General features: G+C 70.3%; 22 protein-coding genes. 3 read left to right on the top strand and 19 right to left on the bottom strand.

What is annotated here, in order from left to right; genetic code table 11:
• Window positions 1-191: 191 nt before the first annotated feature.
• From ABT061_RS26105 to ABT061_RS26020, 18 genes are all read right to left on the bottom strand, one after another.
• On the bottom strand, window positions 192-1,748 hold the full coding sequence (locus ABT061_RS26105) for an MFS transporter (RefSeq protein ID WP_350922574.1): 1,557 nt from the start codon (window positions 1,746-1,748) through the stop codon (window positions 192-194).
• On the bottom strand, window positions 1,748-2,428 hold the full coding sequence (locus tag ABT061_RS26100) for an LppX_LprAFG lipoprotein (protein WP_350922572.1): 681 nt from the start codon (window positions 2,426-2,428) through the stop codon (window positions 1,748-1,750). The genes ABT061_RS26105 and ABT061_RS26100 overlap by 1 nt, the downstream gene beginning before the upstream one ends.
• 59 nt (window positions 2,429-2,487) lie before the next feature.
• On the bottom strand, window positions 2,488-3,060 hold the full coding sequence (locus ABT061_RS26095) for a MarR family winged helix-turn-helix transcriptional regulator (RefSeq protein WP_502991479.1): 573 nt from the start codon (window positions 3,058-3,060) through the stop codon (window positions 2,488-2,490).
• Between the two features lie 81 nt (window positions 3,061-3,141).
• Entirely contained in the window at window positions 3,142-3,903 is a 762-nt protein-coding gene (locus ABT061_RS26090) for a hypothetical protein (protein WP_350922570.1), read from the bottom strand.
• A 4-nt stretch (window positions 3,904-3,907) separates the two neighbouring features.
• A complete protein-coding gene (locus ABT061_RS26085) occupies window positions 3,908-5,251 on the bottom strand; it encodes an MCE family protein (RefSeq protein ID WP_350922567.1) in 1,344 nt (447 codons plus the stop codon).
• Entirely contained in the window at window positions 5,248-6,351 is a 1,104-nt protein-coding gene (locus ABT061_RS26080) for an MCE family protein (protein WP_350922565.1), read from the bottom strand. Before ABT061_RS26080 ends, ABT061_RS26085 begins: the two co-directional genes overlap by 4 nt.
• Entirely contained in the window at window positions 6,351-7,454 is a 1,104-nt protein-coding gene (locus ABT061_RS26075) for an MCE family protein (RefSeq protein ID WP_350922563.1), read from the bottom strand. Before ABT061_RS26075 ends, ABT061_RS26080 begins: the two co-directional genes overlap by 1 nt.
• Complete coding sequence (locus ABT061_RS26070) at window positions 7,451-8,476, bottom strand: MlaD family protein (protein WP_350922560.1); 1,026 nt, start codon at window positions 8,474-8,476, stop codon at window positions 7,451-7,453. The genes ABT061_RS26075 and ABT061_RS26070 overlap by 4 nt, the downstream gene beginning before the upstream one ends.
• The gene (locus ABT061_RS26065; RefSeq protein WP_350922558.1) at window positions 8,476-9,534 is read right to left on the bottom strand and encodes an MCE family protein; all 1,059 of its coding nucleotides are present in this window, start codon (window positions 9,532-9,534) and stop codon (window positions 8,476-8,478) included. Before ABT061_RS26065 ends, ABT061_RS26070 begins: the two co-directional genes overlap by 1 nt.
• Window positions 9,535-9,538: 4 nt before the next feature.
• Window positions 9,539-10,558, bottom strand: coding sequence for an MCE family protein (locus ABT061_RS26060; protein ID WP_350922885.1), 1,020 nt, complete (start codon window positions 10,556-10,558; stop codon window positions 9,539-9,541).
• 5 nt (window positions 10,559-10,563) lie between these two features.
• The gene (locus ABT061_RS26055; protein ID WP_350922556.1) at window positions 10,564-11,430 is read right to left on the bottom strand and encodes an ABC transporter permease; all 867 of its coding nucleotides are present in this window, start codon (window positions 11,428-11,430) and stop codon (window positions 10,564-10,566) included.
• The gene (locus ABT061_RS26050; protein ID WP_350922553.1) at window positions 11,430-12,239 is read right to left on the bottom strand and encodes an MlaE family ABC transporter permease; all 810 of its coding nucleotides are present in this window, start codon (window positions 12,237-12,239) and stop codon (window positions 11,430-11,432) included. Before ABT061_RS26050 ends, ABT061_RS26055 begins: the two co-directional genes overlap by 1 nt.
• Window positions 12,240-12,683: 444 nt before the next feature.
• Complete coding sequence (locus ABT061_RS26045) at window positions 12,684-14,093, bottom strand: aminopeptidase P family protein (RefSeq protein WP_350922551.1); 1,410 nt, start codon at window positions 14,091-14,093, stop codon at window positions 12,684-12,686.
• 105 nt (window positions 14,094-14,198) lie between these two features.
• Entirely contained in the window at window positions 14,199-15,473 is a 1,275-nt protein-coding gene (locus ABT061_RS26040) for an ABC transporter substrate-binding protein (RefSeq protein ID WP_350922549.1), read from the bottom strand.
• Window position 15,474: 1 nt separating this feature from the next.
• A complete protein-coding gene (locus ABT061_RS26035; protein ID WP_350922546.1) occupies window positions 15,475-16,602 on the bottom strand; it encodes a branched-chain amino acid ABC transporter permease in 1,128 nt (375 codons plus the stop codon).
• Window positions 16,595-17,485 carry a branched-chain amino acid ABC transporter permease gene (locus ABT061_RS26030; protein WP_350922544.1) on the bottom strand — a complete coding sequence of 297 codons (891 nt, stop codon included), beginning with the start codon at window positions 17,483-17,485 and terminating at the stop codon, window positions 16,595-16,597. The genes ABT061_RS26035 and ABT061_RS26030 overlap by 8 nt, the downstream gene beginning before the upstream one ends.
• On the bottom strand, window positions 17,482-18,306 hold the full coding sequence (locus ABT061_RS26025; RefSeq protein ID WP_350922541.1) for an ABC transporter ATP-binding protein: 825 nt from the start codon (window positions 18,304-18,306) through the stop codon (window positions 17,482-17,484). Before ABT061_RS26025 ends, ABT061_RS26030 begins: the two co-directional genes overlap by 4 nt.
• Window positions 18,303-19,127 (bottom strand): ABC transporter ATP-binding protein, encoded by an 825-nt coding sequence (locus tag ABT061_RS26020; RefSeq protein ID WP_350922538.1) that lies wholly within the window; start codon window positions 19,125-19,127, stop codon window positions 18,303-18,305. Before ABT061_RS26020 ends, ABT061_RS26025 begins: the two co-directional genes overlap by 4 nt.
• Before the next feature lie 184 nt (window positions 19,128-19,311).
• Between ABT061_RS26020 and ABT061_RS26015 the strand changes: the two genes are divergently transcribed.
• Together ABT061_RS26015 and ABT061_RS26010 are read left to right on the top strand one after the other, a co-directional pair.
• On the top strand, window positions 19,312-20,511 hold the full coding sequence (locus tag ABT061_RS26015; protein ID WP_350922536.1) for a PucR family transcriptional regulator: 1,200 nt from the start codon (window positions 19,312-19,314) through the stop codon (window positions 20,509-20,511).
• Window positions 20,512-20,605: 94 nt separating this feature from the next.
• Entirely contained in the window at window positions 20,606-21,034 is a 429-nt protein-coding gene (locus tag ABT061_RS26010) for a CBS domain-containing protein (protein ID WP_350922535.1), read from the top strand.
• Window positions 21,035-21,117: 83 nt separating this feature from the next.
• Here ABT061_RS26010 and ABT061_RS26005 read toward each other — a convergent pair whose 3' ends face one another.
• Window positions 21,118-24,426, bottom strand: a complete 3,309-nt coding sequence (locus tag ABT061_RS26005) for a S8 family serine peptidase (protein ID WP_350922533.1) — start codon at window positions 24,424-24,426, stop codon at window positions 21,118-21,120.
• Window positions 24,427-24,830: 404 nt separating this feature from the next.
• Here ABT061_RS26005 and ABT061_RS26000 point away from each other — a divergent pair, with 404 nt between their 5' ends.
• Window positions 24,831-25,085 carry a Smr/MutS family protein gene (locus ABT061_RS26000; protein ID WP_030919034.1) on the top strand — a complete coding sequence of 85 codons (255 nt, stop codon included), beginning with the start codon at window positions 24,831-24,833 and terminating at the stop codon, window positions 25,083-25,085.
• The last annotated feature ends 156 nt before the right edge of the window (window positions 25,086-25,241 follow it).

Genomic DNA, 25,241 nt, shown 5'->3' with positions numbered 1-25,241 from the left:
TCGGTACGTTCACCCGATGACGAACCCCCGTGGCGTACCGTCGCGGGGTGCCGCCCTCTCCCGGTGCCGGGCAGGGCGCGCCGCATGTCACCCGTGGCGGGGCCAGAGTGTACTCGGAGACGGGGGTGGCGGCCGAGGCCAGGGTCCTTCACACCGGGCCGGGCACGGCGTGGGTGAAGCCACCGCCCGGGTCAGACCGGGTCAGACGACCCGGACCCGCTCGGCAGCAGCAGCGCGACCAGTACGCCCACCCCGCACAGGGCGGCGGTGATCAGGAAGATCTCGCTGTACTCGGTGTGCAGCGCCGCCCTGACCTTCTCCTCGTACTCGGCCAGCCGGGTGGCGTACACGGCCGGGTCCACGCCGAAGGGCAGCGGGGTGTCCAGGTCCGCAGTGAGGGACTGGAAGCGGTGGAAGCCCCAGGCGGACAGTGCGGCGACGCCGAGCAGCATGCCCATCATCCGGGCCACGACCACCGCCGCCGAGGCCACCCCGTGCTGGACGGCGGGGACGGCACGCAGCACCGCGGAGGAGACCGGTGCGATCACCAGCCCCAGACCGAGACCGGCGACGATCAGGTCGGCGTCCATCCGGTACCCGGCCGAGGCGAGGTCCAGTGGCCACTGGCCGATGCGCACGTAGCCGACGCCTGCCAGCGCCAGCCCGATCACCGTCACCACGCGCTCACCGTACCGGCGGGACGCCAGGCCGCCCACCAGAGCGGCCACGGAGAGCGCGACCAGGAAGCGCGACAGCACCAGGGCGCCGTCCAGGGTGTCCAGGCGCAGCAGGGTCTGGGCCGACAACTGCACGTCGACCAGGGTGACCAGCAGCGCGGCGCCGGTCAGGAAGCTCACCCCGAGGGTGGCGAAGAACGGGCCGCGCAGCACCCCCGCCATGTCGATCAACCGGGTTCTGGCGCGCATCTCCCACACGACGAACACGGCGCCGGACACGACCCCGCCGACGATCGCCGGCAGGCCCCACGGCGGGAGGACCGCCCCGCTCGGGTCGGGGTTGTAGAGACCGGCCACGAGCAGGCCGAGCGCGAGCGCCAGCAGCAGCCCGCCGACCACGTCGACGCGGCTGCCGCCGGTGCCGGTCCGGTCACGGCCGGGTGGCGGCACCGACCGCTGTACGGCGACCGCGGCCAGGGCCACCAGCGGGATGTTCAGCCAGAAGATCGACCGCCAGCCGCCGAGTTGCACGCCGCCGAGCTGGAGGGTGGACGGGACCAGGGCGGCGAGGGCCGCGCCGTACAGGGGGCCCAGCACGCTGCCGAGTTCCTGGGCCGACCCCACGGCGCCGAGCGCCACCGGACGCTCGTCCTCATCCCACAGATCCCCGATCAGAGCCATGGTGATGGGCAGCAGCGCGCCGCCCGCGACCCCCTGCAGGGCCCGTCCGGCGACCAGCCAGGGCACCGTCTCACCCAGCGCGGTGATCACCGAGCCCGCCGCGAAGCCCGCCAGGCAGAGCTGGATGAGCGGGCGCCTGCCGTACCGGTCGGAGAGCTGGCCGAGCAGCGGCATGGCCGCGATGTAGCCGAGCAGGAAGCCGGTGACGATCGGGGTGGCCCGCTCCATGTGGTTGAGCGGGACGTCGACGTCCTTGGCGATGTCGATGAGGACCGTGACCACGACGTACGCGTCCAGCGCCGCCAGCAGTACCGCGGTGCCGCCGACGCCGAGAGCGGCCCGTCGCCGGGCCAGCCGGCCGCCGTCCTCCGGGACGGCGCGGGTCACCATCACTGGGCCGGAGCGGTGACCTGGACCGGCACGTCGTAGTCGCTGAAGACCACGATCACCTTGCCGCCGGTCAGTGGCAGATCCGCCTTGAGCAGGCGGCTGGTGGCCTTGTCGATCCAGAGCGTGCCGTCGACGCTCTGTGCGAGGCCGGGCACCATCGTGGCGAGCACCTGCTGGGAGAGCGTCGCCGAGACCCGGTAGGAGTCGACGCCGTTCACCTTCTCGGCCGCCTGGGTCTTCGGGTCCAGCGCGTTGCTCAGCAGCTGTACGACGCCCTTCTCCGGGTTGAGGATGGCGGACGGGTCGTAGATCGCCGCCAGCTGGCTCCGCGACATCTTCTGGAAGCCTCCGGTCACCCCTTTGAAGTGGACGGTCTCCCCGATCAGCACGAAGCTGATCTCCTGAAGACTGCCCGCCACGTCGATCTGGATGGTGCCGTCCGCGTCGCCGGTTCCGCTGAGGCGGCCGGAGGCCTTCTTGACCGGCACCGCGGGAGCGCCCTCGGTCTCCATGGAGAAGGTCGCCGACTTCACGGCACGTGTCGCCTCCGCGGACTTCTTGACCAGTTCGGCTCCGCTGGGAAGGGCTGCCGTGGCGTCGGAGGCGTCGCCGCCGCTGCAGGCGGTGACCAGGGAGCACACGGTGAGCACCGCGGCGATGAAGATCCGGCGAGCAGACATGGGCGGATCGTAACGACAGCGCGGTCTACTAAGGGAGTACGGGCGGTATCGGTTTCGCGTCAGCGAATGTTTTTGAGGTGCTCCACCACCGGAGCGTAGGCGATTTCCAGCTCGATCAGCTGATCGTCGGTGAGCAGGTCGATGAAGTGCCGGCGCACGCCGGCCACGTGGTGCGGCGCGACCCTGTTGATGGTGTCCCAGCCGTGCGCGGTGAGGACGGCGAAGGTGCCGCGCCGGTCGTCGGCGCAGGTCTCCCTGGCGACCAGGCCGGCCTTCTCCATCCGGGAGATCTGGTGCGACAGCCGGCTGCGGGACTGGATCGTGGCGTCCGCCAGGTCGCTCATCCGCATGCGGTGACCGGGGGTCTCCGACAGGTTCACCAGGATCTCGTAGTCGTTCATCGAGAGCCCGTAGGGCTGGAGTTCGCGGTCGAGGCGGTGTTCGAGGAGTTTGTGCGCGGCGAGGTGGGCACGCCACGCCCGCTGCTCGACTGACGACAGCCAGCGAGGCGTCTCGTCGTTCACCGATCGCTCACCACTCTCGTGCCCCGCGCCGGTGGCTCCGGTGACTTCGGCGGGTCCGCCTCCCGACCGACCACTCCGTTCGCCGGGCGAGGCCTGCTGCAGGGTCATGGATCAGAACCTACCTCAGAAGGCACCGATCACTCGTGGTAGGCGGTGTCAGCGCGCCCGGAGGGGGTTACCTCTCCGTCGTCATTTGCCCTTCTTGGTCGGCGACGGTGCCGGGGATGATGTCGGGGACGGCTCGACGGTCTCGCCGTTCGGGTCGGTGACCAGTTCCTCGGCGGCGCCCATGACCGTGGCCGCGTTCACCTTCCACCGGCCTCCCGTCTTGATCAGGCTCAGCTCCATGTACGTGCCGAGCATGCGCCGGGTCCCCGCCGTGCTCGTGACCTGGGAGTCGACCACCGTGATCGCCTTCGCCCTGCCCTCGCCGACCGCTGAGACGTAGACGCCGCGGATCGAGGCCGAAGAGCTCGCCCGCATCGTGGTGATCACGCCTTCGAGCGGGCTGAACGCCTCGTTGTAGGTCTTCTCGAAGTCCTCGCCGGAGATGGCGAAGACCCGGTCGCGGTAGGCCTGCAGGTCGGTGTGGTCGTAGGTCTGCAGGGCCACGGCGAACTCGCCCGCCCGGGTGGACACCGCTGCGCGGTCGGCCTTCTCCTGCGCCAGCCGGTCGGCGGCCATCCACTGGAGCACCGCGGTGGTCGCGGTCGCCGCGAACAGCATGGCCGCGACGGCACCGGCCAGCCTGCCCCGCCACGTGCTGAATCCGCTCTTCCCGCTACCCGCGGCCCTGTGCTCCCGCTCGGTATCCGTGCTCGCCCCGGCGGGCGGCCCGGCCTCAGGTTCCTTACCGGCCTCCTGATTCTGATCCTGGTCCGGAGCCGGGGGCGGGGCGTCCTCGGCGGGGTCGCGCCGGTGCTGTTCCGACGTGCGGGGGGTGGGGGTCAAGGGCTTACTCCTGTTCACGGCGGCGGGAGGCTCGGCCGACGGCGATCCAGCCGAGCACACCGCCGGAGACGGCGACCGCGGCGAAGATCGCAACAATGAGGGGGGTCATGTCCTGGGAGGACTCCGAGGTCCGGCCGGTGTCCGCGGCCGGTACCGGCTCCCGGCTCTCCTCAGGCGCCGGTGTCGCGTCGCCGGGTTCGGCGGTCGCCCCGTCCGCGGACTCGTCGTCGGCGTCTCCGCCGGCGTTCTCGTCGCCGGGAGCCTCCTCGTCCTTTCCGGCCGCCACCTTGCTCGCGGGTCCCTTCGGGCAGGTGCGGAGCTTGGGGACCGTCGGGGGAGCCAGCGGATTGCGATACTCCCGCGCGGCCTTGGGGCCGCCGGGGACGCTGAAGATGAAGGCGGTCCTGCCGTACAGGCCGTCGGCCTGCCTGTCGCTCACGTCGGCGATCAGCGCCTGCGCGGTGGGTACGTTGCGGAGCAGGTGGTTGACGTTGTCGGGAGTACGGCCGCCGAACACCTTGCCGGGCTTGACGCCTCCAGCGGTCAGCAGGCAGGACAGGCCGGGGCGTGCGGTGGTGAGCAGGGTGTCGACCTGCCGGAAGAAGCTCGGCCCGTGGTCGAGGGCGGCGTTCAGCTGCCTGCGGGACTCGCGGATCGCCCGGGTCACCGCGGCCAGGTCGTCCACCCCCTCGGACAGTTTCTCGCGCCTGTCCGCCAGGGTCCCGGTGAGCCGGGTGAGCTGCACCGACAACTCGTCCAGCACGTCGGTGTTCTCGGCGAGGGTCGCGGTGAGGTCGTGCGCGTTGTCGACGATCTCCCGGATCGAGGTCGTCCGCCCGTCCAGGCCGGTCGCCAGCTCCCCCACGATGGTCCGGGCGTCCTCGGCCGGCACCGCGTCGAGCAGCTTGCCGACACCGTCGAACAGCTTCCGGTAGTCGAGCGGTACCGAGGTGCCGGCCAGCGGGATGGTGGCGCCCGCGGCCAGGACGGCGCCCTCACCGCCGGTTCCGCTCCTGGGCGGGGAGATCTCCACGTACGGCTCGCCGATGGCGGACTTGCGGCGCACCTCGGCGGTGACGTCCCGGGGCAGACGCACCCCGCGATCGATGCTCAGCGCGACAACGATCTTGCCGGGTGCCAGCTCCACGCCGCTGATCCGGCCGATCCGCACGCCGAGGTAGGCCACGTCGAAGCCCTCCACCAGGCCGGGGGAGGAGAGGAACTCGGCGTTGATCCGGTACGGCCGCTCGACGAGGTCCAGCTTGATGATGGTGGTGAACGCCCACACGGTCATCACGACGCCGAGCGCCGCGAAGAAGCCGAGGTTGATCCAGATGCGGTTCCTCATCGCGGCGGCCCCAGCAGCAGGCGGAAGTCGTCCACCGAGTTGGGCAGGCGGGGCCTGTCGCTCTTCTTCGGCTCGGGCAGCAGCAGCCCCTTGAGCCACACGGAGATCAGCAACTGGCCGTTCACCACGAGTGGTGGCTGGTCGAGGAAGCTCTGCACCCGGCTCACCAGCACCTTCAGGTCCTCCTTGCCGCGTACCGCCGAGGTGGAGACCGCGTCGAGCTCGCGCAGCAGGGTGCGCAGCCGGGCCTCGTGCCTGGGATAGATCGTGTCGTTGACCTCACGGGCCAGCGCGGTGAGCTCCCTGAGGGTCTTCTTGATGTGCCTGCGGCCGTGGTTCAGGCGGGCGGTGGCGTCGGCGAGCGTGCCGGGCAGCCGGTCCAGCTCCGCGGTGCCCTTGGCGAGTTCGTCGCCGAGCCTGGCCAGGCCGTCGATGGTACGGGCCAGGTCCTCGCGGGACTCCGCGTAGGCGGTGGTGACCTCGGTGGTCTGCCGCAGGAGCCGGTTGAGGTCCTTGCCCTTGCCGCCGATCCCGGTCGCCGCCGCGTCCAGGACGGCGTTCACATCCTGGGCGCCGAGCGCGTCGACGAGCGGCCCGGCCCGCTCGGTGACCTGCTCGATGTCGGGTTTGACGGAGGTCACGGCGATGGTCGAGCCGCTTCGCATGAACGGCCCCGTCGTCATGTCCCGCCCTTCGGGAAGATCCAGCTCGATGTAGTTCTCGCCGAGGATCGAGGTCTTGGCGACGATGGCGCTCGTCCCCTCGGGCACCTGGTTGCCGTCCTCGATGGACATGGTGACCTTCGCCCGGTAGCCCTCCAGCCGGATGTCGGTCACGCTGCCCACCCGTACGTCGGACACCTGAACGCTGTGTCCGGCCACCAGGCTCTGCACGTCGTCGAAGGTCGCGGTCAGGGTGAGCTCGCCGGTCGGCGCGCCCAGGGTCTGCAGGCTGCACGCCGCGCTCAGCCAGAGCACGGCCAGCCCGGCGACCGGGCGGGTCCACCGCCACCGGCCCGCGATCTTTTGGCCCGCGCCCGCCGGTGTCCCCGGTCGTGTCCCCGAGGGCGTCTCCGTCCGCTCCCGTACTCCCGTGCCCATCAGCGGCCCTTCCCGCTTCCCTGCCAGGGGCAGTTGCTCAGCTCTCCCGGCAGGCAGGGCACCTTGCCCAGGCCCATGGCCTCGAAGAGCGGGGTCAGCCAGACCCGCGTCAGCGCGTTGAGCACCACACGGATCTTGAGCACGTGGTTCTTCCTGTCCCACGACAGGATCATGTTGTCCAGGAACTTCCTGGTGCCCTCGATGCCTTCGGCCACCGACTCGCTGTTGACCTTGAGGGTCAGCACCAGCTCGGCGAGGTTGGCCACCCCCTTGGGCAGCCGCTCCTGGTACGCCTCGATCAGCACGTCACCGCGCTGCACGAACTCCGCCAGGCCGGTGATGAAGCGTTTCATCCGCTGCCGCTCGTCGGCGAGGGTGGCGCCGGCCTCGGCGAAGGCGTCGATGGTGGTCTTCACCTGCTTCTCGCGCCGGTTGAGGTTGGTGGCGATCCGGTTGAGGCCCCTGGCCAGCTCGATCAGCTGCTCGTCCTGCCCGGCGAGGGTACGGGTCAGCGAGGCGGCGTCGGCGAGCGCGCCGTTGATCTGCTTGCCCCGGCCTCTGACGGTGTCGGCCAGGTTGCCGGCCACATCGCCCATCTTGTCGGTGTCGAGGGCGTCGGTGAGCTTGGTGAACGCCTCCAGGGCGTCGTCGATCTCCACCGGCAGGTCGGTCCGCTCCAGCGGGATCACCGCATCGGGTGCGATCTTCGGCTTGCCGGGCGTCCAGGGCGGGTGGAGCACCACGTTCCGCTCGCCCAGCGTGTTCTGCGCGGCCACGATGGCGTTGACATCGGCGGGCAGCGGTATCCCCCCGTCGATCAGCAGATCCGCCCGGACCCTGTCGCCCTCGACCGTGAGCTTCTCCACGGTCCCCGCGTCCAGGCCCAGCACCTTGACCTTCGCCTGCTCGTACAGCGAGGGGGCCGCGCTGAAGTAGGCGGTCAGCCGGTAGGGGCCGGCCCCGCCCGGCAGCAGCGAACACCCCCCGGTGGAGGCCAGCAGCACTCCCGCGAGCAGCGCCGCGATCACCCTGCGCGCCGGGGACCGCGCCGCGGTGCGGGCGCGGTGCGGGCGGCTCGCTCCTTGCTGTCCCTGTGCTGTCAACGGCTGTTCCTGTCCTTGCGGATGGCAGCCAGCACCTCGGGGTTGATCGGCCCCAGCCCGGTGGCGACGGCTTCTATCCACGGCCCGTGGCCGCCGGTCGTGGCGAGCCCGGAGAAGGTGGGGCCGACCCAGGCGAGCACCGAGTTGAGGTTTCTGCCGCTGGTGGAGTCGAGACGGTTGCCGATGGCGGTCACGTCGTCGAGCACCGTGATCAGGTCCTTCTCGTGCCGGGTGACCAGGGTGGTGATGCTGTTGACCAGGTCGCTGCCGTCGCCGAGCAGCGACTTCAGCTCGTCGCGGCGGAGCCGCAGCTCGTTGAGCATGATCTCGATCGAGTCGATCAGGCGGCCGATCTGCGCGTCCTTCTTCTCCAGCACGTCCATGATCTTGTTGCCGTTGTCCAGCAGCCGCCGCAACTGAGGCTCGCTCTCGCTGATGATCTCCGACAGCTCGCCGATGTTGTCCAGCAGCTTGCTGACCCTGCCCTGGCGGGCGGGCTTGAGCTCCGCCAGCTCGGCCAGGAGCCTGTCGACGGAGTCGGTGTCGAGCCGCTGCACCAGCCGGGTGGCGTCCTTGAGCGCGTCGGTGACCAGCACGGGGGTGCTCGTCCGGGACATGGGGATCCGCCGCTGCTCCTCGGGCAACTCGTCCATGTACGGGCGGGTGACCGGCCCGGTGAGCCTGACGTAGCGCCCGCCCAGCAGGTTGGACAGGGCGATCTCGGCCCGGGTCTGCGGGCCGAGTCTGATCCCGTCGTCCACCCTCCAGGTCACCACGACGTGCCCCTGGGAGTAGTCGGCGCGGACCTCGGTGACCTTGCCGACCGTCACCCCCGCCACCCGGACGTCGTTGCCGGAACGCAGCCCGGCCGAGTCGGGCAGCACCGCCGACATCGGGTATCCCCCCTCCAGCAGCCCCAGGTTGCCGATGAGGAAGGTGACGACCAGCACGACGGTGAGGACCGTCATCGACACCAGGCCGACGACGGTCCTGTTGCGGTCGCGAAACGACTTGAGCGCCATCAGGACCCCACCAGAACCCGGCGCAGGTCACCGGTGTCGGACAGCTTGAAGGAGCCGCGCAGCGGCGGAGGGCTCTTCATCGGGTACGGGCAGGGCAGCGGGCCGAGCGCGAAGCAGGGCACGTACGCGGTGACGAAGTTGCCCTGGCCGGTCACCTGGAACGAGCGCCGCAGCGGCGGGGTGAGCGTGCCGAGGAGCCTTTCCACGCTGCCGATGTTGCGCCGGATGCCGCCGGTGAGCCGGGTCAGGTGGTCCACCACCCGGCCGAACTCCTGGGAGTTCGCGCCGAGCACCCGGTCGTTGACCCTGACCGTGGTGGACAGCTCCACCAGGGCGTCGTCGACCAGCTCGCGGTTGCGGGCGAACGCGCCGGTCAGCGTGACCAGGTTGTCGACCAGCTGGGCTATCTGCCGGTCCCTGCGGGCGACGACGTCGGTCACCGTGGCGTAGTCCTCCAGCAGCCCCTGGATGACCTTCCTGCGTTCGGCGATCGTGCCGGTCAGGTCGTCGAGGTTGTCGACCAGTTCGGGGATGTTCTCCTGGTTGCCGTCCAGCGCCTCGCCCGCCGCGGTGAGCAACTGGTTGATCTGCTCGGGGTCGAGGCTGCGGGTGAGCGGGCCCAGGTCGCTCACGAGCTCGCCGATGTCGACCACCGAACTCGTCCGCTCCACGCGGGCGCCGTCGCCGAGCATCTCCCCGGCGGTGCCCGGCTCCAGATAGACCACTCGCTGCCCGATCGTGTTGCGCCAGCGGATCGCGGCCGAGCTGTCGGAGGGAACCCGTACATCCGTCCGTACGCTGAGCGTGACCTCGGCCCGGCCCGCGACCACCTCGATCGTGTCGACCTGCCCGACGGGCGCACCCGCGATCTTCACCTGGTCTCCCTCGTGCAGCCCGGAGACGTCGTCGAAGGTGGCGACGAGACTGTAGGAGTCGCCCACGTCGACCCTGGCGATCTGGCCGCCGATCAGGACGATCAGCGTGCCCGTCACCAGGAGGAAGAGCACGAACTTGCCCAGCGTCCAGCGGCGCCGAACCTGCTCCGCGGATCCGGCCACGCGCTCACCCGCCCTTCGTGGAGCCGCACGCGCCGACGAAGAGCTCGCACACGTCCGTCGAGATGAAGGTCTCCATCTTGATCTGGGCGGTGCCGTTCGGGCCCTGCCCCGAGGCCAGGTCGTTGAGTACGGCGAGCATCCGGTTCAGCCCTCGCACACCGTCTCCGGCGATGCCGAGCTGCGCGTACAGCAGGGAGGCGACGCGTTCCCCGGAGTTGACCGCGGCCTTGAGGTCGCGGCGGTGCTCGCGCAGGCCGTGCGCGGTCAGGCGGGAGACGTCGTCGAGTTCCTTGAGCAGGGCGCGTACCTTGTCGGCCCGCTTCAGCAGGTCGGGAGTGATCACATTGGCGTCCGCGGAGATGGCCACCAGCTCGTCGCCCTTGTCGGCCAGGGCCGCGCTGAGGTCCCCGGCGTCGCCGATGAACCGCTGGAAGTCGGCGCGGTGCCGGTGGGCCACCTCGATGACCCTTCCGGCGTCGCCGATGATCGCCCGCAGCTGCGAGCCCTTGCCGTCCAGACCCCGGCCCAGGGTGTGCACGATGGTCGTGACGTCCTGCGGGTCGATCGCCTTCAGCCCCTCGTACGCGTCGGTGAGGGAGTCCGACAGGTCGGAGGGGGCCTCGGTCCTGGTGATGACCGCGCCGCTGAGCAGGTAGGGGCCGGAGGTCTCGCCGGAGCCGGGGACGAGGTTGACGAACTTGGGGCCGAAGACCGAGCTCGGCTCGATCGTGGCGGTGACGCTCTGGGGCACCCTGACTCCGGGATCCACGTATATGGCGACCACGGCCCGGCCCTGCCGGTCCAGGGTGACCGAACCGACCCCGCCCACCGTGATGCCGCGGATCTTGACGGGGGAGTTGGGGTCCAGGCCCTGGCCCGAACGGGTGAACACCGCGGTCAGCCGGGTGCCGCTCACCTCGGAGGCACCACGCACCACCGCGGCGACGGACACGGCCAGGACCAGCAGCACGACGATCGAGATCGCCAGCCTGATCGGCAGCGCCACCTCGCCCCTGGCCGCCATCCGGCTCACCCCGTCAGCTTCAGGCTGCTGCCGCCACCCCAGAACAGGTAGGACAGCAGCAGGTTGAGGAGGATGACCGTGACGATCGACTGCCGGATCGCCCGCCCGGCCGCGATGCCCACGCCGACCGGGCCGCCGGTGGCGTTGAACCCGTAGTAGCAGTGGATGCTGACCACGGCGAACGCGAAGACGATCACTTTGATCACGCTGTAGACGATGTCGATCACCGGCAGGCCGAGGTAGAAGTAGTAGTCGTAGACGCCCGGCGACATGCCGAACAGGACGGTGCACATCAGCCGGGTGGCGAAGAAGCTGGCGAACAGCGCGATCAGGTAGACCGGGATCAGCGCGATCAGCGCGGCCACCACGCGGGTGCAGATGAGGTAGGTGAACGCGTTGATGGCCATCACCTCCAGCGCGTCGATCTCCTCGGAGATCCGCATGGCACCGAGTTCGGCGGTGAAGGACGAGCCGACCTGGGCCGCGAGCGCGACCGCCGCGATGATCGGGGTGATCTCCCGCACGTTGGCGAAGCTGCCCACCAGCCCGATGAAGGACTCGGCCCCGATCGACTGCAGGCCCTGGTAGCCCTGGAGGCCGACGGTGGCACCGACCGCGAAGGCCATGGTGAACACCACGAAGACCATGCCGCCGCCGATGACCGTCGCACCGACGCCCACCACCACGTCGCTGACCTGGCGCAGGACGACCTTGGAGAACTTCAGCCGCAGGACGATGTCCCTGACCGAGTAGAAGACGACCTTCCACAGGAAGAGCGGCCAGTCCGACAGCGAGGCCAGCCGGTCCGCGCCGTCGCGGATCAGCCCGTACGCGCGAACCCCCGCGGTGCGCGCCTCCGGTACGACGGCCATCACATCGCCCTCGGCGGATAGGCGAGAAAGTAGATCATGGTGATCACGTAGTTGACCGCGAAGACCAGCATGAACGTGACGACCGTCGACTGGTTCACCGCGCGGCCCACGCCGACCGGGCTGGTCTGGCAGGTCATGCCGAAGTAGCACGACATGACGGCCGCGATGAAGCCGAAGATCCAGGCTTTGAGCAGCGTCACCAGCAGGTCGCTGGTGACCAGCAGCGAGACCGCGCCGTCGAAGTACGCGCCGGGCGTGACGCCCTGGACGATGACGTTGAAGAAGTAGCCGCCACTCGCCCCGGCCACGATGACCAGCGGTACCAGCAGCACCGCCACCGTACTCGCCGCCCAGAGCCGGGGGGTGACCAGGCGGTGGATCGGGTTGACCGCCATCACCTCCATGGCGGCCAGCTCGTCGCGGATGTTGCGGGCGCCGATGTCGGAGGTCATGGCCGAGCCCCCGGCTCCGGCGATCAGCAGGGCGGAGGCCATCGGGGCGACCTCGCGGACCAGGCCGACGACCACCGCGCCGCCGGTGGCGGAGGAGGCGCCCAGTTGCCAGGCCAGCTGGCCCACCTGCAGGGCGACGGTCGCGCCCAGCGGGAGCGAGACCAGCAGCACGGGCAGGCTGGTGACGCGGGCCAGGAACCAGCACTGCTGGACGAACTCCCAGAACCAGGTCCTGACGTCCCAGGTGCGGCGGAAGCCCTCAAGGGCGATCACTGACATGTCGCCGATCCGGTCCAGCACGCCCGTCGTCCGGCGGACCAGGTAACCGGCGACCCTCGTCCGCCCGCCGATCGCCATCAACCCGCCGTCCGTTGAGCCATGACCACCTCGGAACTAGCGACTCCGACCATGGACCAGCCACGCTACTGACGGGTATTCCAGTAAGTCGATGCTTCTCAAGTAATTTGATGAAAAGGTATGACCCCCACCTTTCAACTTGTCAGCCCCTCACATTTTCCTCCCGCCTTCCCATGCGGACGCGCCCCTACGCGCCCCACGGAAACCGCTTCACCTACGGACCTCACAAGGCCGCTCACCTACGGGCTCCCGTGAGGCCGCGCCGGCGACTGGACTGAGGAGAGCGGGGCCGTGAGGCCGCGCCGGCAACTCGTGAGGAACGAGCGACCTCCCTCGACGAGGGAAGGAGCCGGATAAGAGCGGCCTCACCGCGACGCGCAGCGTCGCCATCAATAGGTGGCCGAACCGCGACGCGTTAGCGTCGCAATCGGCACAGCGTCGCAATCAACACCCCATCCACTTCTCGATCTCGTCCGGGTGGCGGGGCAGACCGCCTGACATGAGGCGGGCGCCGTCGGCCGTGATGACGAGGTCGTCCTCGATGCGCACCCCGATGCCGCGCAGCTCCGGCGGCAGCGTCAGGTCGTCAGGCTGCAGGTAGAGGCCGGGTTCGACGGTCAGCACCTGGCCCTCCTCCAGCACACCGTCCAGATAGACCTCCGCGCGGGCCCTGGCGCAGTCGTGCACGTCCATGCCGAGCATGTGGCCGCTGCTGCACAGCGTGTAGCGGCGGTACAGGCCGCTGTCCGGCTCCATCGCCTCGTCCGCGCTGATCTTCAGCACGCCCCAGTCGCGCAGTCCCTCCACGATGACCCGCATGGCCGCACGGTGGAAGTCACGGAAGCTCGCACCGGGCCGCAGGACGGCGATCGCCGCCTCCTGGGCCTCGTACACCAGCTCGTAGACCTGGCGCTGGACCGGGTCGAAGCGCCCGGAGAGCGGCAGGGTCCTGGTGATGTCGGCGGTGTAGAGGTGGTCGGTCTCCACGCCCGCGTCGAGGAGGAGCAACTCGCTCTCGTTCAGCCGCCCGTCGTTGCGGATCCAGTGCAGCACGCACGCGTTCGCGCCGGAGGCCACGATGCTGTCGTAGCCGACCGCGTTGCCCTCCAGCCGGGAGCGGAGGCCGAAGACCCCCTCCAGGTAGCGCTCGCCGCGCCGGTGTCCCAGGGCGGCGGGCAGGGCCCGCACCACGTCCTCGAACCCGCGCGTGGTCGCGTCCACCGCGAACTGCAGCTCCGCGATCTCCCAGTCGTCCTTGATCAGCCGCATCTCGGACAGGAACGCCTCCAGCTCCTCGTCCCCGTCGCCGGGCGCGACTCGCCCGTCCACCGACGCGTCCACCCCGCGCAGCACCCGCGCGGGCCCGCCGAGCACGTCGTCGAGCCTGTCGATCGGCGCGCAGGCGATCTGGTACAGCGCCTCCGCCTCGGCCAGGTCGGGGCGGCGGCCGACCCAGAACTCGCCGTAGCGGCGGTCGCGGTAGAACTCCTGCCCGGCCTGTCCCGGCGCCGACCGCACCGAGCGGGGGCGCAGGAACAGGACGGCCTCCCCGGAGGGCTCGACGACCAGCACGTCGTCGGGTTCCTGGTCACCGGTGAGGTAGGCGAACGCGCTGTGCGTCCGGAACCGGTAGTCGCTGTCGTTGCTACGCGCCTTGAGCGTGCCGGACGGGACGACCAGCCGTTCACCGGGGAAGCGGGCGGCGAGCGCGGCGCGCCGCTTGGCGGTGTAGGCGGCCTGTGGCAGCGCGGCCAGGTCGTCGCGGTGGGTGTCGGCCCAGCCGGTGTTCATGAACTCGGCGAGGGCGTCGGAGACCGGCAGGTCGTGGCTGCCGGTGTTGAGCTTCTGGGTCATTGTGTTCCCGGATGCGAAGGTCTGCGGTCCCTCCCACGCTAGCCCGGAGCGACGGGCCCCGCACCTTCGTCGCCGGGGGTGCGGGGTGCCGCCGTGAACCGCGGATCAGCCCACCGGGACCTGGTAGGTCCTGGCCAGGTCGGAGGTGGCGGCCTCCTTGAAGATCACCGCGCCGCCCAGGGCGTCCTTGTCCGGCTTGGCGACGTACGACAGCAGTGAGGCGGGCTTGTCGAACGTGGTGAAGTCCATGACGGCACCGAACTCCGCGCCCCAGGCCGACTGGCCGCGGTGCGCGGCGACCACGGCGGCCCGGGTCAGGTCCTTGCCCTCGCAGGCCTTCTTGAGCGCGTCGACGACGATCGCCGCCGCCGAGTAGCCGGCGGAGACACCGCTGTCGATGGCCGCGTCCGGATACTTCGCCGCGTAGTCGGCGGCCAGCTTCTTCATGGCCGGCTGGTCGGCGCTGATCGGGGTGCCGGCGGTGATGTAGTAGAAGTCCTTCAGCAGCGCGGGACCCGCCGGGGTGGGCAGCAGCTGCGGGGAGTAGGCCGAGTTGCTGCCGACGAACGGCACGTCCATGCCCTTGGCGAGCGAGACGCCGACGAGCGAGGCGGTCTGCCTGGGGCCGACGGAGACCAGGACGGCCTTGACGCCCTCGGCCTTGAAGGCGGCGACCTGGGCGCTCATGTCCTGGTCGGTGGCCTTGATCTTCTGCTCCACGAGCTTGAGGCCGAGCTTCTCCGCCGCGTACTTGGAGCCGTTCAGCGCGCTCTCGCCGTAGTCGCCCTCGAAGTACAGGTGGCCGATCTTGTCGCCGGACTTGATGCCCTTCTCCTTGGCGAGGAAGTCCACCCCGTTGATCATGTCGATGTCGTAGGTCGTCCCGGTGACCTGGATGGGCCTGCTGCCGAGCAGCCCGGTCGCCCACGCCTGCGGGATGGTGAGCATGTCGTCGGCCTCGATGCGCTGCTTGACCGCGTTGACCATGGGCGAGCCGACGACGTGGGCGAGGGCCACCACCTTCGGGGAGATCTCGGTGTAGGCCGCGACCGCCTTCTGCACGTCGTAGCCGTGGTCACGGACCAGAGCCTCCAGCTGCCGCCCGCACACGCCCCCCGCCGCGTTCGCCTGCTCGAAGTAGAGCTGCTGTGCCTGGGTCAGGCTCTTGCCGAAGGAGGCGTACGGGCCGGTGAGGTCGGTCATCAGGCCGATTGTGATCTTGTCGGCGGTGACGCCGGGGCCGGTCTTCACGCCGTCCCCCCCGACGGCGGAGGGGGCGGCCGCACCCCCGGTGGCCTTCTCGCTGGCGCACGCGGTGACGGCCAGGGCCAGGAGGGCGAGTACCGCGATTCGTCGGACCGGGGTTCTTGGGATTCCCATGTCAGTTCCTTGTGTCGGGGGAGGGGGCGGAGGTGGGGGAGAGCGGGGTCTTCCTCGTCGCGGGGACCGGGGCGGGCCGCCGGGTCACGGCGAGGCGCAGGCGCCTGGCGAGGCCGAGCAGCCCGCCGGGCAGGAAGAGGACGATGACGACGACGGCGGCGCCGTACAGGATGCGGGACGCCTCGGCGGGTGAGACCCCGGCTGAGCCGGGCTCGGCCACCAGCGGCAGGGCGTCGCTGTAGCGGCTGAGCAGCTGGGGGAGCAGGGAGATGAAGAACGCGCCGATCACCGCGCCCGCGACGGAGCCGAGGCCGCCGATGATGATCATCGCCAGGTAGTCGAGGGAGAGCAGCAGGCCGAAGTAGTCGGGTACGGTGCGCTGGAAGACCAGCGCGATCAGGACTCCGGCCAGCCCTCCGTACATCGACGACAGCACGAACACCCCGGCGCGGTAGCGGGCCACCGGCACGCCCATCACCCCGGCCGCGATCTCGTGGTCGCGGATGGTGTTCATGGCCCGGCCCGGCCGGCCGCGTAGCACCCCGCGGGCGAACAGCGCCGCGCAGGTCAGCACGGCCAGCCCGAGGAACCACAGGCGCTCCAGCGACCCGAACGGCACCTGGGCGATCACCAGTTCGGGGGAGTCGGCGAACACGAATCCGAACAGTTCCATCGGCGGCACCGCCCGCCCGTTGTAGCCGCCCGTCACGGGTTCGGCGTTGAACAGCACGTGCTGGCCGACGAAGATCAGCGCGAGGGTGGCGATGCCGAGGTACGCGCCCTTCAGGCGTCCCGCGATGGGGCTGAACACCCCGCCCGCGACACCCGCGGTGAGCACCGCGAGCAGTGCCGCGACCGGCGTGGGCAGGCCGAGGCCGCCGAGGGCGTGCGCGCCGCCCTCCGGTTCGGCGGCGAAGTAGACGTAGGCGTACGCGCCGACCGCGAGGAAGAACGCGTGGCCCATGGAGAGCTGGCCGGTGGCACCGGTCAGCAGGTTGAGGCCGATCGCCCCGATCGCCGCCGACATCGCGAAGAGCCCGGCCTGCAGCCAGAAGCCCTCCAGGTAGAACGGTACGGCGACCGCCGCCGCGACCAGCACGACGCAGGAGAGGATGACCTTCTTAGACACGTGCCAGCTCCCTCGTCCCGAACAGCCCCGCGGGGCGGATGAGCAGGACCACGATCATCACGAGGAACGGCGCGACGTCGCCGATACCCCGGCCGAGGAAGACCAGGTCGTTCTGGTAGCCGCTCATCATCGCCTCGGTGACACCGATGATCAGCCCGCCGGCCAGTGCCCCGGTGGTGGAGTCGAGGCCGCCGAGGATCGCCGCGGGGAACGCCTTCATCGCCGCGAAGGTGGTGCTGCGATCCAGACCCGGGGTGGGGAAGACACACAGGAAGAGCGCGGCGACGGCGGCGAGCGCTCCGGCGACCGCCCAGGCCCCCATCGAGACCCGCCCGCGCCGCACGCCCATCAGCGCGGCGGTCTCGGTGTCCTCCGCGGTGGCGCGCATGGCGATGCCCCAGTTCGTGTACTTGAACGCCAGCAGGAAGGCGGAGATCAGGACCGCGGCGACGGCCAGCGCGACGAGCCGGGTCTCGGCGATGCTGACGCCTCCCAGGTGCAGCACCCGGTCGCGCCACGGGTCGCCCAGGGCGAGCACGTCGGTGCCGATCTGCCTGGTGAGCTCGGTGGTCAGCACGATGTCGACACCGATCGTCACGATCGCGAGGACGCTGTGCGAGATGACATTCGCCCTGCGGATGATCAGGAATTCGATCAGGGCGCCCACGACCGCCGCGCCGGCGATGCCCAGCAGCAGCGCGGTCCAGAAGCCGATCAGCGGGTGCAGCCTCGCGACCACGAATCCGCCGACCAGCAGCAGCGAGGCGTGGGCGAAGTTCACCACCTCGGTCGCCTTGAAGATGATCACGAAGCCCAGGGCGATCAGCGCGTACACCGCTCCGACGGAGATGCCGTTCACCAGGAGTTCGAGAAAGGTGATCATGAGGTGACCTCCTCGGTCCCGCTCGCGGTCGTGCCCTCGGCCGCCGCGCCCAGGTAGGCGCGGACGACCTCGGGATCGTTCTGCACCTCGCCGGGCGGGCCGTCCGCGATGCGCCTGCCGAAGTCCAGGACCGTCACCGCGTCGGCGAGCCGCATGACCATCCCCATGTCGTGCTCGACCAGCAGGATCGAGATGCCGAGGCTCTCCCGTACCGCGACGATCAGTTCGGCCATGTCGCGGCGCTCGCCGCCGTTCATGCCGGCGACCGGCTCGTCCAGCAGCAGCAGCCGCGGTTCCATGCACAGTGCCCGTGCCAGTTCCACGCGCTTCTGCACGCCGTATGACAGAAGTCCGACGGGCGTGGCCAGGTGCTCGAAGAGCCCGACGAACGCGGCGATCTCGGTCACCCGCCCGCCGTGCGCGGCGGCCTCGCGCCGGGCCGACGGCAGCCGCAGCCCGGCGGAGAGGAACCCGGCGCGGGTCAGCCGGTGGCGGCCGAGCATCAGGTTGTCCCGCACCGACAGCATCGGCGACAGCGCGATGTTCTGGAAGGTGCGCGCCACGCCCAGGGCGGCGATGCGGTGCGGGGCCAGGGCGGTCAGTTCCGCGTCGCCGAACCGCACGCTGCCCGAGGTGGCCCGGTAGACGCCCGACAGGACGTTGAAGCAGGTCGACTTGCCCGCCCCGTTGGGCCCGATCACAGCGTGCACACTGCCGGGCTCGACGGTGAAGCCGACCGCGTCCAGCGCGGTGAGCCCGGCGAAGCGCACCGTCACCTCGCGCACGTCGAGCCGGGGAACGGAGGTGTCCTTACCGCTCACGCGGACCACCTCGCCAGCACGGGACGGGCGTCGGCCGCGTCCGCGGGCGCGTCCGCGGGGGTGTCCTCGATGCCCAGGTAGCGGCGGCGCACCTCGTCGCTCGCGGCGAGTTCGGCGGCCGGTCCCGACAGGACCACCTCTCCGACCTCCAGCACGTAGGCGTGCGAGGCCAGGGACAGGGCCATGGCGGCGTTCTGCTCCACCAGGAGCACCGTGGTCCCCCCGGCGTTGATCTCGCGAACGGTGTCGGCGATCCGGGCGGCCATCATCGGCGCCAGGCCGAGGGTGGGCTCGTCGAGCAGAAGCATCCTCGGTCTGGCCATCAGCGCGCGGCCGATGGCGAGCATCTGCTGCTCGCCCCCGGACAGCAGTCCCGCGCGCTGCCCGGCGCGCTCGGCGAGCACGGGGAAGAGCGTGAGCACCTTCTCTCTCGCCTCGGCAGCCGACCGCCGGTCGGGCGCGCCGAGTGCACCGGCCCGCAGGTTCTCCGCCACGGTCATCCGCGCGAAGACCCGGCGGCCCTCGGGTACCTGGACGACGCCGCCGGCCACGACGGCCGAGGTGGTGGCGCCGGAGAGCCGCGTCCCGCCGAAGGTGACCTCGCCCGCGGTGATCCCGCCCCGATGGAACCGGAGGGTGCCCGATATGGCGCGCAGCAGGGTGGACTTCCCCGCGCCGTTGCCGCCGAGCACCGCGACGACCGAACCGCGCGGGACGTCCAGCGAGACACCCCGCAGGGCCAGGACCGGGCCGTAGCTCACCGCCAGATCCCTGACGACCAGCCCGGAGTCTCCGGGCGGGCGAGGGGCGTGCACGTCCATGTGTTCCTCCTGTACAGCCGATGAACGCACCCAACCGAGGTGGTTCACCGGCGTCCAGAGGGCCAGGTGAAGTCGGGGCGGGCGCCCATGCCGGACGGGGCGCGGTTGTGCGCGAGTACAACCCCGGATCACGAAACAGAACAGAACCTTGTTCCATTACCTGACTTGCTGACACGATTCCCAGATGGGGACCCGGCCGGTTACGGATGACGAAGTACGCAGGATCATGCGCCTGGCCGCCCGACGGCTGCTGCTGAGACTTCCCGAGCTCACCGACGAGCTCGTCGCGAGGATCCGCGACACCGACGAGGCGTACCGCAGGATGGTGCCCACCGACGACCACTGGCAGAGCGTCTACGAGGCGATGCGGGACGGCATCGGCGCCATCCTGCTGCCCCGCCCCGAGCGGCGCGACCTGCCACAGGCCGAGAAGACCGCCCGGCGCAGGGCGGAGCAGGGCCTGCCCATGGACTCCCTGCTGCGCAGCTACCGGCTCTCCGCACAGGTGATGTGGGACGGCCTCATCGACGTGGTCACCGAGGAGGAGTCCGACAGCCTGCCGGTCCTGATCCGCAGCGCCACGAAGGTGTGGCACGCCATCGACAGGCAGGCGATCGCCGCCGCCGAGGCCTACCGAAGACGGGAGGCCGAGATGTTCGGCCGCACAGCCGAGAGGGTCCAGGCCCTGCTCGACGCGCTCCTGGAGGACCGGGCGGACGCCGCCCTGGTCCGCAGTGCCGCCGCCGCGCTGGACCTGCCCGAGCTGGGCCGGTACGCCGTCGTCATCACCAGGTTGCCGGGCCGCCACGACCACGGGGACGACGCCCCACGGCCGACCGCCCTGGGTGCGATGCGGTTGCTGTGGCGGATGCGCCCCGACTACGAGGTGTCGGTGGTGCTGCTGCACGAGGCGGACATGGAGCACCTGGCCGAGGAGTTGCGCCCGCACGTCACCGGCTGCGCCGGGATCAGCCCGATCGTCGAGGGACTGGCCGAGCTGGGCCGCGCCAGGCGGCTCGCCGAGCTCGCTCTGCGGACGTGCGTGGGCGACGGCCCGGAGATCGCCAGACTGGAGGACAGGCTGCCCGCCGCCCTGGTGGTCAGCCAGCCCGAGCTCGCGGGCCACCTCAGCGGAGCTGTGCTGCGGCCCATCCTCGCCCTCGACCAGGCGGACCGGGACGTGCTCCTCGGCACCCTGCAGGCGTGGCTGCGCTGCGAGGGCTCGGCCATGCGCGCCGCGGGGCAGCTGTACTGCCACCGCAACACGGTCTTCAACCGCATCCGCCGCATCGAGCAGCTCACCGGCCGTTCCCTGGCGCGCCCGCTCGACATCGTCGAGCTCACCCTGGCCCTCGACGCGGTCCGGCTGCTGCCCGTTACGTGACAGTCACACGCTTTGCCGTCTCGGTGGCTTAGCGTGAGGCCCGATTGGGCAGAGGAAAGGGATACCTGCGCCAGGCTGAACCGAGGTGGTGTCAATGCTGATCGGTACGATTCTGCAAGGCAAGGGAACAGAGGTGGCGACCGTACGCCCAGGTGCGACGGTCACCGAACTCCTGGCCATCCTGGCCGAGAAGAACATCGGCGCCGTGGTGGTGTCCGAGAACGGCTCCTCCATCGAGGGCATCGTCTCCGAGCGCGACGTGGTACGGCGGCTGCACGACCGGGGCGCGCGCGTGCTGGACGACACGGTGTCGTCCATCATGACGACCGAGGTCCGCACCTGCCCCCCGGACACCGACGTCGACGACCTCCGCCAGACCATGACCACGCATCGCATCCGGCACGTGCCGGTCGTGGACGCCGGCCGGCTGGCCGGGATCGTGAGCATCGGCGACGTGGTCAAGAGCTCCATCGAGGCGCTGGAGACGGAGAAGGCCTACCTGGTCGACTACCTCCACCGCTGAGCGCCCGTTCCCCGAAGTTCCCGGTGAAGACCCGATGGGCCCGGCGCGACGCGCCGGGCCCATCGGTCCGATATCCCCTCCCGCTACTGGACGACTATCTTGTCCACCTCGATGGTCACGCCCTTGACCTGCGGTGTCGACGTTCCCGTCGTCACCTTCCCGGTCCCGGCGCTGACACCCTTGATCTTCATCGTGTAGTTCAGGCTGCCACCCGGGGCGCCGGGCGTGCTGGTCACCCGGAGGTCCTCGGTCGGCGGGCCGGTGATCTGGCCGCCCGCGGTGCCGTCACCGTTCTCCGCTCCCACGGTCAGGCCGTAGCCCGCCGGGGGGGCGCCGGGCAGGTTGCCCGGGTCGTAGGTGTAGGTGATGTCCTCGGTCCCGTTCAGCCCGATCCACTGCTGGAACACCTTGGTGGCGGTGGTGCCGTAGAGGTTGACCCGCCACTCGATGACGAGCCAGTCGCTGACGCCGTCGGTCAGCGTCCCGGCGTAGATGCCCGGCGCGCCGGTGCCGTCCAGGTCGGTCCAGTAGGGGGCGAGCACGTTGTTCGGGGTCGAGGAGTCGGGCAGGGTCTGCGGTTCGAACGAGATGTCCGTCGACCCCGAGCTTCCTCCGGCGATCGTGTAGCCGTTGGAGACGATGCCGATCCTGGTGTAGGTCTTGCCCGCGTACTGGAACGCGGGGACCGTGAAGTTGATCGCCTGCTCGTCGCCGATCGGTACCGGTGCGATGCCGAAGGCGTCAAGCGGCAGGTACGGGGCCGGCCCGATGCCCGGGGCGATGCCCGGCCTGTCCGGCTGCCTGGCCGCGAGGGTGGTCTTCGCCGTCGCGATCTGGGAACCGACCTTGGTGGCGCCGGTCACCGAGTTCAGGCGCAGCTTGCTGTCCAGCGTGCTGACCGCGGTGACCTCGGCGTCCTGGAGCGTGTCGTTCCGCACGGTGACGGTGCAGGTGGACTCGCCGGTGTTACGCGGGATGGTGGCCGGGGCACAGGTCTGCTCCACCGGGACGGCGCCCTGCTTGCGGACGAACGCGACCGGCAGGTGCAGCTCGCGCGAGCCGTTCACCTGCTTGAGGTTCACCTGGCCGAAGTACTGACCCTCGGGCAGGTCGGGTGCGGTGATCACCACGCTGAACTTGGCGGTCTTGCCCGCCTTCACGGTGAGCAGCGGCGGCAGCACCGAGATGTTCGCGCCGGCCACGGTCGTGCCCGTGGCGGTGAAGACGAGCGTCTTGTCCGTGACGTTGGTGACCGTCCGCTTGGCGGTGATGAGACCCGGCATGATCGGGGCGTTCACCGACGGCAGGTTCAGGTCGATGCGGTTCAGCGGGTCGTCGGCCGCGGCCAGGAAGTTCGCGCCCGTCTCGTCCAGGGTCAGGCCGGGGTCACCGGCCTTGGTCAGGTCGATGCGCCCGCCGCCGGTGTCGAACGGGTCGGCCGGGGTGACGCCGTCCTGCTTGGTGACCGAGGTCTTGGCCGTCGTCTCCAGTGCGGACTTCACCTGGCCGGGGGTCCAGTCCGGGTGCAGCGCGAACACCAGGGCCGCGGAGCCCGCGACGTGCGGCGACGACATCGACGTGCCCGCGATGACCTGGTACAGGTTGTTCGGCGGGCCACCGGCCGGATCCTCCAGCACCGGCGTCTGTCCGGCCACGATGTGCAGGCCGGGGGCGGTGACGTCAGGCTTGAGGAAGTCGCCGCCGGGGCCGCGCGAGGAGAACGTGGTGATCCTGTCGCTCTGCCAGGTGGCCTTGGTGCCCTGGGTGAACGAGGCGGTCGCGCCGGGGTTGGCCGACAGGAACGTCAGCAGCGCGTCCGTATCGGGCTTGTCGATGTGAACCGTGGGGAGCCAGTGGTTGTCGGTCATCACGTCGAGCGGGCTGGAGTTGTACAGGACCATGCCGGCTGCGCCGCCCTGCTTGACGTTGAAGCTCTTCAGGACCCGGTTGGGACCGCGCTCACAGGCGACGATCTTCCCGACGAACAGGCCCGGGGGCGCGGGCGTGGTGCACAGAGCGTTGGAGTACGGCGGCGCCGAGGCCCGCACCACCGGCAGCGCGGAGGGCACGCCCCCCGTGATGGAGGCGCCCTTCAGCGTGGCCGTCGCGCCGCCGGAACCGGACAGCGTGATCGTCGACTGGAAGGTCCTGGGCTGGGTGGAGGCCGCCACCGTGGTCACCCACGGGGCGACGTGGTTGACCGTCGCCGCGCCGGGACCCGCGTTGCCCGCCGAGGCCGAGACGAGCACGCCGGCCGCGTAGGCGTCGAGGAAGGCCAGCTCCACCGGGTCGCTGTAGGGGGAGGTGCCGCCCGAGATCGAGAAGTTGATCACGCGGACGCCGTCGAGGATGGCCCGGCCGACCGCCTGGGCGGAGTCGGAGGGGAAGCAGCCCTCGACGCCGCAGACCTTGTAGATCGACACGTGCGCCGCCGGGGCGATGCCGTGGATCGGGCCGCGGCTGATGCCGAGCGGGTTGGCGTCGGCGACCGGACCGCCGGCCGAGGTGGTCGCGGTGTGGGTGCCGTGACCGTTGGAGTCACGGGCGCTGGTCGGGAAGTACTCGCCGGGGTAGACCGCGTTGTAGGTGTCGAGGAACGGGGCACCGCCGATGAGCTTCCGGTTGCAGACGAACGGGTCGGCCGCCGGGGTCAGCGGGTTGTCGCCGAAGTTGCAGACGCGCGGGGTGCCGTCCTTGGTCGCCGGTACGGCGGGCAGCGTACCCGGGTCGGCGAACTGGGGGTGCTCGGGCCAGACACCGGAGTCGAGGATGCCGACGACGACGCCCTTACCGGAGGAGGAGCTGCCGCCCAGCTTGTTGTAGATCGCGGGCGCCCCGATGAACTCGGGGCTGGAGTCGGTCAGCAGCTGCTCGGGCTTGTCCTCCTGGACGGCGGCCACCCCGGGCAGCTTCAGCACCGCGGCCGCCTTGTTGGCGGGGATGCGCAGCGCGATGCCGCCGTAGACGGTCCGCAGCTTCTGGCCCGCCGTGGCGCCCGGCACGCTTCTGGCCAGTTCGGCGAGGAAGGTGTTCTCGACGTCCTCGATGTGCTTCTGGTATTTCTTCGCGTCGCCGCTCTTTATGTCAAGAGCCTTCCCGGTCTTGGCCGGGCTCGTCGCGGGAAGTCCCTCGAGGCCGCCCTGATAGGCGGCGAAGGAGTCGTAGTCGAGCTTGACCATCACGTTGACCGTGGCGCCCGAGGTTGACTTCAGCAGCCCCTCGTCACTGCGGGCGAGCTTGCCGGTGGGGGACTTCGCGCCCTGGACCGGCTCACCCCCGGTCAGGGGGGTCGCCGTCCACTTGGCGGACGGCGCGGGGGTGGGGGTGGGATCCGCACTCGCGGGCGGCGCCATCGCCGCGACGAGCCCGAGGCCGGCGGCGAGTACCGCCACGCGTCTGGTCCTCGGTAAGTAGGGCTTCCTGGTCAACGAGACCTCCCTTTCGACACGCATGAACAGCTCACGTGGCGGGGAGGGGGGCCGTCCGTGTGCCCGGGGCAGGGCATGCCGGGGGAGGCCGTGACCCTCCCCGTCGGGTGACACGCGATCGGCCACCCGGTAAAGGCGGCCGATCATGACTGGCAGCCTAACTAGAGACCATTTATTTGCCTAGATCATGAAATTGACACAATCATCATTGGAATTGGTCAAATTTCATTGCAGACTGCACCGGGTGTTCTGGTTACCGCGGAGCCGCGGCTCGGCCGCTCTCCAGGCCCGAGGCACTTGTGGCCGGCGGACGGGCACGACGGTCCACCGTGCGTAGACTGACCCCAGATGACACGCGGGAGGCCCGGTTGAAGCTCAAGCTTGATCTACACCCCATCTACAACCGGGGTGGGGAGATCGACAAGGCACTGCGGGGCATCATCGACGAGGCCATCAGGAAGAAGGCCACCGAGGTCGAGATCATCCCCGGCAAGGGCTCGGGCCAGCTCAAGAAGAAGGTCCTGCGCTTCCTGGAGCAGAAGGAGATCAAGGCCCTCTACCACCGCATCGACAAGGACGCCAAGAACCACGGCCGTCTCTTCGTCTACTTCCGCTACAAGTAGGAACCGGGGCGGTGATCGGGCGCAGCGGCGGATGGCCGATCCCGCCTGAAGGCCGGCACCTGCCTCTCGGTGTCGTCGTCGCCACAGATCGCGATCCTGAATGCCGTCCCGCGCCGGCGGGCCATCGCTTAAAGGGGCACCGTAACGCGGAATTCC

The sequence above is a fragment of the Streptosporangium sp. NPDC002544 genome, assembly GCF_040295965.1.
GTDB lineage: Bacteria > Actinomycetota > Actinomycetes > Streptosporangiales > Streptosporangiaceae > Streptosporangium.
This window is presented reverse-complemented; position numbering and strand designations above follow the sequence as displayed.